Below are 13,692 nucleotides of genomic sequence, written 5' to 3' on the forward strand. Positions count from 1 at the left end.
CTTATCATAAAGAGAATCGAATCTAAATGAACATATGCTTGCTAGCATCTTCATTACTTCTCAATTATGCCTGTGCTAAAAGCTTTTGCGCTGCTGCACGTGCTTCTTCAGTAATTTGTTCTCCTGCCAACATGCGTGCAATTTCTTCTGCACGTTCATGATTTTCTATTTTATTGATATCCGTAACAAAGCATCCTGTATCAACACTTTCAACCTTTGAAATAAGAAAATGATTATGGGCTTTAGATGCTACCTGTGGTGCATGTGTGACAGAAAAAACTTGAATATTTTTTGATAAACGCAGCAACCGCTGTCCAATCGCAGCAGCAACAGCTCCACCAACACCTGTATCAATTTCATCAAAGACCAATGTTGGCGCTGACCCACGCTCAGCTAATACAACCTTCAATGCTAATAAAAAACGAGACAATTCACCACCAGAAGCCACACTTAATATCGGCCCTGCTCGTGTTCGAGGATTTGTGCGCACCCAATATTCAACACGATCTATACCATCTGGGCTATATTTTTCAGCATCACTCTGTATTTCAACGATAAATTCTGCGTTTTCTAATTTCAACGCTGGTAATTCATTCATAACACTTGAAGCTAAACGACGTGCTACTTCCTGGCGTTTTATCGAAAGTGCTTGTGCCAATATGTCATAATCTTTTTGCGCTTTTCGAGCCTCAGTTTCCAAATGAACTAATGTAGCTTGAGCAGAATCAAAATCAGCAAGTTCAGCACACATCTTATCGCGCAACTGAGCCAGTTCAGTTCCAGAAACATGATATTTACGAGAAAAACCTCGAAGTGCAAAAAGGCGCTCTTCTACTCGTTCCAATTCGTTAATGTCAAAATCCAAAGCTTGTATTGCAGTTTCAATACCATCTCGCGCTGTTGCAAGTGCATGTAATGCATCGTCAATAGACTTCACTATAGGTGTAATTAAATCCTGTGCTTCAGGAATTTTACGCTCCAAACGTCTTACCAAATTGGCAAGAATAGGAATTGGTGATTTCGGACCCCTTAAAAGACCATCAGCCTCTCTAATATCCGTTATTATCTTTTCTAATTTAAGCATATCAGCACGACGAAGAGACAAAACATCTTCTTCATCAGCTTTAAAATCAAACTTATCAAGTTCTTCTAAACTTGCTCGAAGATAATCAACTTCACGTGTGGCATTTTGAACTTTGACACGTTGTTGTTGCACACGCTCCTTTAACGCATGCCATACATGATAGCATTCACGCAAATTTTCTACTTCACTTTCAAGACCACCAAAAGCATCTAATAATTGGCGATGCGTACCAATATCAACAAGCGCACGATCATCATGTTGTCCATGAATTTCAACCAACATGCGGCCAATACTGCGCATCAACGCAACGCTAATCACCTGATCATTTAAAAAACAACGACTACGACCATCATTCGATTGCACGCGCCGTAAAATGATATCACCTTCATCATCAAAGCCATTCTCACATATCAGCCGACGCACAGGATGTAAAAAAGGGACATCAAAAATAGCCGTCACCTGCCCATGTGTCATACCATGACGTACAAGGGAAGCATCTCCACGTCCACCAATAGCTAATGATAGAGAATCAAGTAGAATGGATTTCCCTGTTCCAGTTTCCCCAGTTAAAACTGATAAGCCTTTTGTAAAGTGAATATCAAGCCTTTCGATCAAAACAATATTATGAATCGAAAGCTGCACTAGCATATGAAATCAATTCACCTTACTCTTATAACCACTTAAGACACGTGAAATCCAAGAAGATTTGTGCTCTTGAGGCAAGATACTATTTTTTTGCAGTAAATCATAAGAAAATTTATACCATTTACTTTCTGGGTAATTTCGCCCCAAAATAGCTGCTGCTGTCTGTGCTTCCATAGTTAAACCAAGAGCAAAATTAACTTCTGTTAATCGGAAAAGTGCTTCTTCGATCTGGTTTGTATCTGGATATTCTTCAATCACAGTACGAAACCTTCTACCTGCCGCTAAATATTGCCGACCTTCTTCATAGTAACGACCAATTTGCATTTCTTTACCAGCTAATTGTTCTCGACCAAAACGTATTTTAGCCTTAGCATCACTGACATATTCTGATTGTGGATAGCGCTCTATTAAAAGTTGCATAGCTGCAATAGCACGCTTAGTATCCCGCTGATCGCGAGTAACATCAGGAATACGGCGGAAAGATGAAAGACCAATAATATAGTAAGCATAAGCAGAATCATCAGCCAGAGGATAAAGAGAAACATAGTGCTGTGCCATACTAATTGCATCATCATACTTAGCTAACCGATAATTTGTAAAAGCGCCCATAACCAATGCTTTACGACCCCACTCAGTATAAGCGTATTGTTTTTCAATAATAGCAAACTTTTTTGCTGCTTCACTAAGTCGCCCCGCATCAAGATTAGCAAGCGCTTGATTATACAAAACATCCGGTGGATCGATTTTTAAAACATGCACAGATGAATCAAGAATATTTTTACCTTTACCTAAACATCCTGCTAAACAGCAAGTTCCCCCCAAAAAAATTCCAATCAAAACTTTGCGTATAATAGTCAATTTTCTATGTGCTATATTCCCAATATACGTATTAGGTTTGTTCATAATTTTTCAGCCTCCAGAAAACGTCATCTTGCAAAAAGATACTCATTAAATTTTATATTATATCATTTTTAAACCAACTAATAGAATCTACATATTCTAACTTTAACATCCACTTTAAAATTATACAGAACAAGGTAAAGTTTTTTAAATTTTCTTTTTATTCTATTCACACATTGCTTTTTTCGTAACATGATTCGTCCCGTAAAACAGCTTTAACTAATTCTGAATTAAGCGCATGTCCACTACAATAGGAACGAAATAATCCAATAAAAGGCGCACCAAGTAAAGCAGTATCACCAACAGCATCAAGCATTTTATGCCGAACAAATTCATTTTCAAAATAAGTACCCGTTGGATTAATAATTTGATTATCAAGACCAATAATAAGAGAGTTTTCTAAAGAAGAACCTATTCCTTTCCCAGAAACCCATAATTTTTCTACATCCTTTACAAAACCAAAAGTGCGTGAATAAGACAAATCATCTCTAAATCCCTGTGAAGTAAGATCAAAACTTAAATGTTGTTTGCCAATAACAGGTGTAGAAAAAGAAATCGTAACATCAAAACGACGCCCGTTAAATGGCAAAAATTCTGCCATGGCATTTGCTGTTTCAACGCGCACTGGTTTTTTTATAACAAAATAAGATCGCAACGCTGTCTGCTGGATAATACCCGTTTTCTCAAAACCGCGACAATACTGCCATGAAGCACCATCTAAAATAGGGAGTTCATTACTTGACACCTCAATAATAAGATTATCCAAATCATATGCAGCAATTGCTGCCATCAAATGTTCAATTGTTTCAACTCTTATATCTCCATATCCAAGCACTGTTGATAATTCAGTTGCTCCAATTTGTGATGCATGCGCTAGAAATATTCGCTCTTTCTCATCTATGCTAGAACGCTTGAAAACAATACCACATTCAACATCAGCTGGATAAATTTTTACAACAGATAAATGTCCACTATGAACACCCCGCCCTTTAAACATTAATGTATCTTTAAGAGTCGATTGATATTTTTGCGCCAACTTATAATACCACTTCAATTTTCTTAATAACTTTTTTGGACTCTCATAAGACCATCAAAATTATCTTTACGGTAAATAATAACACCGTTTAATGAGAAAATTTAAAACTTTCTATAAAATTCTATAAGTTATACTATAATAAAACCTCCATTTTACTATGGACAGAAATATATAATTCTCTTTTTGATAAATTTTTCTATCCATTAATGTGCTTGACGGCGCAAAAATGCCGGTATTTCCAATTCATCCTCTTCACTAACACAAATATTTTGATCTTGAGACGCGTTTTGCTGCAATTCAGTAGAATGACGTGGCACATACAAAGAAGTATCTTGAGAAATTCCCTGAGATTTTGTACTAGAAATATTAGAATCTTTAATCAGAGAGGAATTCACAGCAGGCTCTAATCGAGCTTCTGGTTCAGCTTCTTCACGATACGTTAAACTTTGTTTCAAGCGCTGCCAAAGATTACGTGGTCCTTGATCGGCATTAGAAAAATTTGTACTTTGACCGCGAATAGAGGATGGGAAATCTTTTAACTCAGGCATACGTACTGACATTGAATGAGATTGCATTTGCGCTTGTTTTTTCTTCTGTTCTACAATCCCAGTCATGTCATCAAGAACATGCGCTGTTGCTTCCATATTCACTGCTTTAGCGACAGGCTGTTGAGAAACGCAACCAACTTGCATACGTAATGCATTTGATGTCTGTCCATGCATATTTTGCCCATAAGAAGCAGCATTTACACTTCTCGGAGTATATGTATCTGCAGACTGCACAAAAAACTGACTTTTTGGACAAAACGGCTCTTCAATTGGCTGTTTCATTTCTACTTCAAGAGCTTCTATAACTTCTACCATCGATTCAGAACGTAACGACGATAATTGAGAAGAAGTCTGTGTTACTCCAGCATCACTTTTACGCATTGAAGCTGCAGGCCGATGAAATTTAGGATTAGAAGGCTGTATTACATCACTAATCTCACGATCAATACCAGTCGCAACCACCGATACACGAATAACACCCTCAAGTGATTCATCATCAATAGCACCAAAGATAACATTTGCATCAGCATCCACTTCTTCCCTAATACGATTAGCCGCCTCATCGACTTCAAACAAGGTCATATCACGACCACCCGTAATGGAAATCAAAAGACCACGAGCTCCACTCATAGAAGTGTCATCTAACAATGGATTCGCAATAGCAGCTTCTGCAGCAGCCAAAGCACGTCCATCACCAGATGCCTCTCCAGTTCCCATCATTGCACGACCCATCTCATGCATAACAGAACGAACATCCGCAAAATCAAGGTTAATTAGCCCTTCTTTAATCATCAAATCCGTAATAGAAGCAACACCAGAGTAAAGAACCTGATCCGCCATAGCAAAAGCATCAGAAAATGTTGTTTTTTCATTCGCAATACGAAAAAGATTCTGATTAGGAATAACAATTAATGTATCAACAGATTTTTGTAACTCTTCTATGCCAGCTTCTGCTGTTTTCATCCGACGTGCACCTTCAAATTGGAAAGGCTTTGTCACAACACCAACAGTTAAAATACCTTTTTCACGTGCTGCATTCGCAACAACAGGAGCAGCTCCGGTTCCGGTGCCTCCACCCATACCTGCTGTAATAAAAACCATATGAGAATCTGCAAGATGATCGATAATTTCATCGATACACTCATCCGCAGCAGCCCGTCCAACTTCTGGTAAAGCACCAGCACCTAAACCTTCTGTTACTGCTGCACCAAGTTGGATCACACGTTCAGCTTTTGACATAGCTAAAGCCTGTGCATCGGTATTAGCAACAACAAAGTCAACTCCCTGAAGGCCAGCATTTATCATATTATTTACAGCATTTCCACCACCACCACCAACGCCAAAAACGGTAATACGTGGCTTCAATTCTGCAATATCTGGCCGGTGTAGATTAATCGTCATGTTTTTTTCCTTCTCATAAAACACCGCAAGCCAAAGCGATGAAAATTAATAACCAAATAGACTTACTTAAAAACTCTCACGCAACCACTGACCAACACGCTGAAAATACCCACCTGTGCCGGTTGATAACTGTCTCACTGTTGTTTGAATTGTTTTTTCTTCAAAACCGGCTAATTGCGGATAGATTAACAATCCAACAGCAGATGAAAACGCCGCTCCCTTTGCAGGAGCAGGAAGCCTAGAAACACCTAAAGGCCGCCCTATACGAACACTTCTTCCTAATATATTACGTGCCATTTCTGGCAAACCCGTTAACTGGCTTGCCCCCCCAGTTAAAATAACACGCTTACCAATAATGTGACCAAACCCAGAACAATTTAAACAATCACGAAGCACTTCTAATATTTCTTCAACACGTGCACGAATGATACGGCCAAGAACAGCACATGGATATTGAGTTTTATAATGCTCATTTCCAATTTCTGAGACATTAATCATATGATGATCAGCAGCACTTTCTGAAATTGTTGATCCATATATAACTTTTAAACGCTCCGCTTCTTCAATAGACATAGATAATCCCCGTGCAACATCAAGAGTTATATGGTGCCCACCAATCGCAAGTGTATCGGCATGAACAAATTTTCCTTCAGAAAATATTGAAAATGTCGTTGTTCCAGCACCGAAATCAATACATGCAGCTCCTAAACGCGCCTCATCATTAATCAAAACTGCGAGACCACTCGCAAAAGGTGTTGCAACCATTGCTTCAACACTTAAATGAGCACGATTAATACAAGCTTCCAAATTACGTAAAGATGCTGTTTCTGCTGTCACCACATGCACATCCACCCCAAGCAATTCACCCATCATTCCAAAAGGATCAGAGATCCCTTTATCTCCATCCAATGCATAAGATACTGGAACTGAATGTACAATATGACGCTCAGCATCAAAAGCTTTACGTGAAACGTCTGCCAACGCCATACGCATATCACGCGTAGTAACTTCACGTCCACCTAAATGTACTGTACCATTAACAAATGCACTTTTTAGTCGGTTTGAGGAAAAATTTACAATCACTGAATCCACTACCAAACCAGCCATTTTCTCTGCTGCACCAACAGCCAAACGTATCGACTTTTCCACTGCAAGCATATCCATAACAACACCAGATTTAATACCGCATGAGCGCTGTACACCGAAGCCTAAAATCTCCATAAAATGTGTACGACCGTGTAAATGTTGCGAATGCTTCAAAGGACGTAAACAAGCAATAAGACAAGCAACTTTACTTGAACCCACATCAAGAACTGTCAGAAAACGCGTTTTGCGTCCCCCCCCATGATGTGATTTCAAAAACATCATATACTCCTTTCTTTCAATAGCTTTAAAATATGTTCTTCTTCCATTACCGTAGCACGATGCCGTGCTAACACTTCATCCGATAAAGCAATCGTTATTCGATCAGAAAGACGTAAATCAATACTTAAAGCATCACGAGAAAAAAGATCATCCGCCATATTCATCTCCGAAAGAGCGACAAGCCTTTCAATAGCGCCTTGTTCAGGCAACATAATACGCACTCCATTTTCTAGAAAAACATCCCAACGCCTATCGCCTACACGTATATAAGCACGGATACGATCACGGAATTGCGAATATGCTGAAAGCGATTGGATAAACAACTTGGCTGCATTTTGTGCCCCCTGCCCAACAACAAGTGGTAAATCCTGAACTAAACCCGCTTGAAATGGTAAAATAATATGCCCTGTATCATCAATAATATCCATCACACCGTCATGTTGCCAAATTGCATATGGCTCACGCTCTACCACTGAAATACATATCCGATTAGGATAAATTTTCTGAACATAAGCCGATTGAACCCACATTTGTCGTTCTAAAACAGAACGTGCTTTATCAACATCAAAGCTGATAATTGATGGATGAGCATCAAGTCCTAAAAGCTTCAAAACATATTGTTCCGTTATATTTTTATTGCCACTCATATCAATATGAGTAATCAAAAAACCAAAATTCGACGTCACAAACCTTATAATTTTGTCGATATGACTGCTAGAAACAATTCCATAAAATAAGGAAAGCAAGAAAAAAGAAAAAACGGCAAAAGAACCAAAATAACGCGGCACATGAATATCAACTAATACAAATTGCGACATAAATCGGAGAAAGCGACGATAAAAACGTGGAAAAATCGGCACTAACAGCACCTTTAAGACTCCTATTTTACCAACATTTAACGCATACATGACGCGTCCTCCACTATCCATTTAACAATGTCGCTATAAGTACGACCACTTGCTTTTGCAATATCCGGCACAAGAGACGTTGCTGTCATACCGGGCTGTGTATTAATTTCGAGCCAAATCAACTCTTCTGTTTCTTCATTAAAACGAAAATCAGAACGACTAACACCTCGACAACCTATCGCTTGATGGGCTGCTAAAGATATTCTTTGCACTTTTTGGTAAATATTTAATGAAAGTTGTGCAGGACAAATATGAATAGAACCACCAGACTTGTATTTTGAATCATAATCATAAAACTGAAAATGTTGATCAGGTATAATTTCACAAACATCTAGAACTTCATCACCTAAAACAGCGCAGGTAAGCTCCCGACCAGGAATATATTTTTCAACAATCACCTCATCTTCATACTTCCACTCAGAACTTGCAATATTACGGGGTGGGCATATTTCATCATCACTCACAATAACAACACCAAAACTTGATCCTTCACGCACAGGTTTAATTACATAAGGTGGCTCCAGAGGATGTTCCGACCCAATTGAAAAACGGCTCATTACATAAGAAGGAGCAACAGGTACACCAACACTAGCGGCAATAATTTTTGCTCGTCCTTTATCCATTGCTAATGCTGAAGCCATCACTCCAGAATGCGTATAAGGAATTTTTAAGTATTCAAGAATGCCTTGAATACGCCCATCTTCACCAAATGAGCCATGTAATGCATTAAAAGCAATATGTGGTTGTAGTTTCTCAAGAACAGAAGCAATACGACTATCAACATCGACACAGGTTACATAATAGTCATGCGCTTTAAGAACGTTAGCGCAAGCAGAACCCGAAGATAAACTTACAGACCTCTCTGATGAAAGCCCTCCCATCAATACAGCTATATGCTTACCTTTTATAACCACTTATCCCTCTTTATATACTAAATACAGAATATATAAAAATAAAAAATACTATATATAGGAAAGAACTAGATTTATCTTTGCGAATCAATAATCTAGCATTTTCTCTAATGAATCAGACTCAAGCGCTTGACGCAAGAGCTTCTCTGTTAATTTATTGATTTTTAATAGAAATTTTTTCCTATCTCTTTGAAATGACTCAATTTTTTAGTTACCTAAAAAATCAACTATTCTGAATTAAAAGAAGGAACAACACGACCTTGTTCAAATTGACCAATACGTTGTATTTCCCATTGTAACAAATGTCCTGAATGAGCAAAAACACGAGCACGTACTACTTCACCTAATTTTTCAAGATCATAGCCTGTTGCTTGACCAGTATTAATCATAAAATTACAGTGCATCTTACTTATTTGAGCACCACCAACCTCTAAACCGCGGCAACCTGCCTCATCAATAACACGCCATGCAGATGTCCCTACAGGATTACGAAAAGTAGACCCACCTGTTTTTTCACGAATAGGTTGCACCTTCTGCCGATGAAGAACAACTTCATTCATAGCAGCACGGATACGATTCCTATTCCCTTGCTCTCCTTCTAATAAGGCAGCAGTAACAACAAAATTATCAGGAATATCGCAACAACGATAAGAATAATGTATATCATTCACACTCAAGATATGGTATTGTCCCTTACGATCAATTGCATAGACTTCAATAACACGCTCAGCAGTTTCAATACCATTAGCTCCAGCATTCATTTTTAATGCTCCTCCACAACCACCAGGAATACCATGATAAAAATGAAAACCAGAAAGCTCAGCCTCTAAAGCTGCTGCAGCCAAATGCTTACCTGCCACCGCAGCACCAACCAAAAAGCGCTTCGATGACACTCGTTTCAACTGTCCAAAACCTTTCGCTGAAAGACGAATAACAACACCAGGGATACCCCCATCACGTACCAAAAGGTTAGAGCCGATCCCCACAATCGTTACAGGAATAGATTCAGGCAAAGATTGAAAAAATAAAACTAAATCTGCTTCATTAGAAGGCTGGTAAAAAATCTCAGCGAATCCACCGGTGCGAAACCACGTCACCTTACGCATATCAAAATTGGGCGTTAATTTGCCCTGTATACCACTTAATGCCGGCTGTAATTTCTTTAACAGCCCTTCACCATCAATCGGCTGAAAGCTCATCATTGTTATCAAGTACCACTAATTGATTGGGCAATGCGTAAGCCCATTGTGTAATGCAACCAGCACCAAGAAAAACTACATAATCACCAGATTTAGCTAATGTAGATACAATAGAAGTAACATCTTCCAAAGTATTAATCAAACGCACATCACGGTGACCAGCCATCTGAATATGCTCTACTAATTCTTTAGAACTAAAACCAGCTATTGGCTCCTCACCAGCTCCATAAACCGGTGTAATCATCACTGTATCCGCATCATTAAAACAAGCAGAAAAATCATCAAACAAATGATATAAACGCGTATAACGATGTGGTTGCACAACTGCAATGACTCGTCCTTGTGCGCTCTCACGTGCTGCATGCAAAACAGCTTTTATTTCGGTTGGATGATGTCCATAATCATCAAATATCTCAACTCCATTCCAATCCCCTGTTTTCGTAAAACGTCGTTTTACACCTCCAAACTCTGCTAATCCTTTTTTTATAGCTTCAGGTGAAACGCCCAGTTCATGTGCAACAGCAATTGCCGCAGTAGCATTAGAAACATTATGCTTCCCGGACATTGGTAAAATCAAATTGTTGATTTCAGTTTTTTCTCCTTTTTTTTGTGATCGAATGAGTATATCAAAACGCGTTTTTTGACCTTCCATCGAAAGATTAAGAAAACGAACATCTGCTTGTGGGTTTGCACCATACGTAACCACCCAACGATCATGAATACGACTAGCTAATGTCTGAACTTCTGGATGATCAAGACACATAACAGCAAAACCATAAAAAGGCACATTTTCTACAAACTGCCGAAAAGCTTCACGTAAAGCATTAAAATTGCCATAATGGTCTAAATGCTCAACATCAATGTTAGTAACCACAGCTATATCAGCAGGTAATTTTAAAAATGTCCCGTCACTTTCATCAGCCTCAACCACCATCCAATTCCCGCCTCCCATACGTGCATTGGTCCCATAAGCATTGATAATACCACCATTAATGACTATCGGATCAAAACGACCTGAATCAAGAAGTGCAGCTACCATTGACGTAGTCGTTGTTTTTCCATGTGTACCACCAATAGCAATTGTCCGACGAAAACGCATTAACTCAGCAAGCATTTCTGCACGCTTAACAATCGGTAAATGCCTCTTTTTGGCAGCAATATATTCAGGATTCGTTTTCTTAATGGCAGTAGAAATAATAACAACTTCTGCTGCTCCTAAATTTTCAGCATGATGCCCTAAATAAATATTAATTCCCTTATTCTTTAGGCGTTCAACATTTGCGTTATGAGTTTGATCGGATCCTTGAACTTTATAACCAAGATTATGAAGAACTTCAGCAATTCCGCTCATGCCTATACCTCCAATTCCTATAAAGTGTATGAGGCCAATATTAAGCGGCATTTTCATCAAAAAACTCCTTTTTAATATCTGATAATGATCGTCCTTGAATCAACGCTTCAATCATATTCGCTAAAATAACAGTCGCATGAGGTTGCCCAACATTTTTTGCAGCTAGCGCCTGTTTTTCCAATAAGTGTGGCTCATAACAGACTTTTGTCAAGAGAGAAGCAAGTGTTTGTGTATTTAAATCTTTTTCTATTATAATCTGAGCACCTCCCATTTCAGAGAGTTTAACCGCATTCTCTTCTTGATCGTGATCAAGAGCATAAGGATATGGAATAAGTAAAGCTGGTCGACCAATCACAGCTATTTCACAAACTGTTGAAGCACCAGCACGTGACATAATAAAATGCGACTGAGCGATATGTTCAGCCATATTATCAAAAAAACGTGCAATTTCTGCCTGTACTCCCATATCATGATAAATTTTCATTAGATCTACGGTTTCATCATAAACCTGCTGAACAATACGTAAACGTTCCCGTATATTTTGATCAAGTAAGGCAACTGCTCCAGGAACAACTTGTGAAAAAAAAGCCGCCCCTTGACTACCACCAAAAACTAAAAAATGAAATGGTTGTTCACCCGTAGAAGAACGATAAGGAATCTTTGCAGCTTGAAGAACAGACTTACGAACAGGATTACCTGTAAGGAATGTTTTATAATCATAAATACTGTTAGCTGATAATAAACCACCAGCAATAGCATTAACCCTAGATGCCAACAATCTATTAGCACGTCCCATAACAGCATTCTGCTCATGAATAAATGTCTTATATCCCATTAAGGTAGCAACTAAAACTGGCGGAAAAGTAGGATAACCACCAAACCCACCGACAAGAACAGGTCGCAATTTACAAAAAAGCATCCATGATTGAAACATCCCCTTTAGCAAATACCAAAATGTTTTTATAAGTGCAAAAGGACGACATCGTACAAAAGTTGCAGATGAAATAATATGAACGTGCTCTTCATCAAAATGACGTAAAAAACGTCTAGCTCTTTCATCTGTCGTCAAATGAACATCATATCCACGCTCTCTCAATTCAACAGCAAGCGCTTCTGCAGGAAAAAGATGCCCACCTGTACCACCAGCGGCCAAAACAATAACTTTTTTATGTTTCATAAGCAGAATCCGAAACAGAAGTTAAAAGAAAAGTTGAAACACGTGCTTCTGGCCAACGGCGTGTCAAACTTAGTAAAATGCCTATCGAAATTGCAATCGCTATCATAGATGAGCCACCATAAGAAATAAATGGTAGTGTCATACCCTTTGGAGGCATTAAATGAAGATTAACTGCCATATTAATCGCTGATTGAAAACCAATTATCATTGCCATACCAGTAATACCAAAACGTATGAAGATATCACGGGTGTTTAATGCTAAATAAAGAGAGCGTATAACAATAAAACCAAAAAGGGCTGTAATTAATAAACAAAGAATAATACCATATTCTTCAGCTGCAACGGAAAATACAAAATCTGTATGGCTATCAGGAATAATACGTTTAACTGTACCCTCACCAGGGCCTCGACCAAACCATCCACCATTCAAAATAGCTTCACGTCCTACATCAACCTGAAATGTATTACCTTCACCTGTTAAAAAACCATTGATACGTTCATGCACATGATGTACAAAAAAATAAACTAAAAAACCTCCTAAAATTCCTAGAATAAGAAATAAGAAGATAATAATAAGAGGTACACCTGCAACAAAAAACAAGCCACCCCATGTAGCACTTATTAAAAGTGTTTGACCAATATCTGGTTGCAAAACAAGAAGCATACAACAAATCACATATAGTGCAATAACCAACATATAGGTGAGAATACCCTTATGCTTTACCTGTATAGCAAAAAGCCAAGCGGATATAATAACAAAAGCCGGTTTCATAAACTCTGACGCTTGCAAAGAAACACCACATATAGAAATCCAACGCCGCGCTCCCTTTAACTCAAGACCAAATAACAAAGTTGCAATCATAAGTATAAGGTTCGTAATCAACAATAGAATACATAAACGGCGAATATTACGAGGTGAAAAAAAAGAAATAGTAATCATAGTAACAAATGCGGGAATACTAAAAATAATATGCCAACGAACAAAATAAAAACTATCAGCAATCCCAATTTTTTTTGCAACAGAGGGACTAGCTGCAAAAGATAACATAATACCAATTCCCATAAGAATCAGACAAGCAGTAAAGATAGAGCGATCAATTGTCCACCACCAATCGGAGATTGGGCCTCGATCTGTGCGAGTAATCATCATTTTCACTTTACATTTTA

General features: G+C 38.4%; 11 protein-coding genes. All 11 read right to left on the reverse strand.

Annotated elements, in window-relative coordinates; translation table 11 throughout:
- Window positions 1-64 precede the first annotated feature (64 nt).
- The 11 genes from recN to BJB63x_RS04175 all read right to left on the reverse strand — a co-directional run bounded on the left by recN (window position 65) and on the right by BJB63x_RS04175 (window position 13,672).
- Window positions 65-1,732, reverse strand: coding sequence for a DNA repair protein RecN (recN, locus tag BJB63x_RS04125; protein WP_078719118.1), 1,668 nt, complete (start codon window positions 1,730-1,732; stop codon window positions 65-67).
- Between the two features lie 6 nt (window positions 1,733-1,738).
- Window positions 1,739-2,632, reverse strand: coding sequence for an outer membrane protein assembly factor BamD (locus tag BJB63x_RS04130; RefSeq protein ID WP_078719119.1), 894 nt, complete (start codon window positions 2,630-2,632; stop codon window positions 1,739-1,741).
- Window positions 2,633-2,798: 166 nt separating this feature from the next.
- On the reverse strand, window positions 2,799-3,665 hold the full coding sequence (gene lpxC, locus BJB63x_RS04135) for a UDP-3-O-acyl-N-acetylglucosamine deacetylase (RefSeq protein WP_078719120.1): 867 nt from the start codon (window positions 3,663-3,665) through the stop codon (window positions 2,799-2,801).
- Window positions 3,666-3,868: 203 nt separating this feature from the next.
- Complete coding sequence (gene ftsZ, locus BJB63x_RS04140; RefSeq protein WP_078719121.1) at window positions 3,869-5,614, reverse strand: cell division protein FtsZ; 1,746 nt, start codon at window positions 5,612-5,614, stop codon at window positions 3,869-3,871.
- 66 nt (window positions 5,615-5,680) lie between these two features.
- The gene (gene ftsA / locus BJB63x_RS04145; RefSeq protein WP_078719122.1) at window positions 5,681-6,982 is read right to left on the reverse strand and encodes a cell division protein FtsA; all 1,302 of its coding nucleotides are present in this window, start codon (window positions 6,980-6,982) and stop codon (window positions 5,681-5,683) included.
- Window positions 6,979-7,908, reverse strand: coding sequence for a cell division protein FtsQ/DivIB (locus tag BJB63x_RS04150; protein WP_236823846.1), 930 nt, complete (start codon window positions 7,906-7,908; stop codon window positions 6,979-6,981). Before BJB63x_RS04150 ends, ftsA begins: the two co-directional genes overlap by 4 nt.
- On the reverse strand, window positions 7,875-8,795 hold the full coding sequence (locus tag BJB63x_RS04155; protein ID WP_078719544.1) for a D-alanine--D-alanine ligase: 921 nt from the start codon (window positions 8,793-8,795) through the stop codon (window positions 7,875-7,877). The genes BJB63x_RS04150 and BJB63x_RS04155 overlap by 34 nt, the downstream gene beginning before the upstream one ends.
- Before the next feature lie 230 nt (window positions 8,796-9,025).
- Window positions 9,026-10,000: a UDP-N-acetylmuramate dehydrogenase gene (gene murB, locus BJB63x_RS04160; protein ID WP_078719124.1), complete on the reverse strand. Its 975-nt coding sequence runs from the start codon at window positions 9,998-10,000 to the stop codon at window positions 9,026-9,028.
- Window positions 9,978-11,405, reverse strand: a complete 1,428-nt coding sequence (gene murC / locus BJB63x_RS04165; RefSeq protein ID WP_078719125.1) for a UDP-N-acetylmuramate--L-alanine ligase — start codon at window positions 11,403-11,405, stop codon at window positions 9,978-9,980. The genes murB and murC overlap by 23 nt, the downstream gene beginning before the upstream one ends.
- Window positions 11,389-12,525 (reverse strand): undecaprenyldiphospho-muramoylpentapeptide beta-N-acetylglucosaminyltransferase, encoded by a 1,137-nt coding sequence (murG, locus tag BJB63x_RS04170; protein ID WP_078719126.1) that lies wholly within the window; start codon window positions 12,523-12,525, stop codon window positions 11,389-11,391. Before murG ends, murC begins: the two co-directional genes overlap by 17 nt.
- Window positions 12,515-13,672 (reverse strand): FtsW/RodA/SpoVE family cell cycle protein, encoded by a 1,158-nt coding sequence (locus BJB63x_RS04175; protein ID WP_078719127.1) that lies wholly within the window; start codon window positions 13,670-13,672, stop codon window positions 12,515-12,517. The genes murG and BJB63x_RS04175 overlap by 11 nt, the downstream gene beginning before the upstream one ends.
- Between the last annotated feature and the right edge of the window lie 20 nt (window positions 13,673-13,692).

Origin of the sequence: Bartonella sp. JB63, from assembly GCF_002022665.1 — a bacterium.
Taxonomy (GTDB): domain Bacteria; phylum Pseudomonadota; class Alphaproteobacteria; order Rhizobiales; family Rhizobiaceae; genus Bartonella.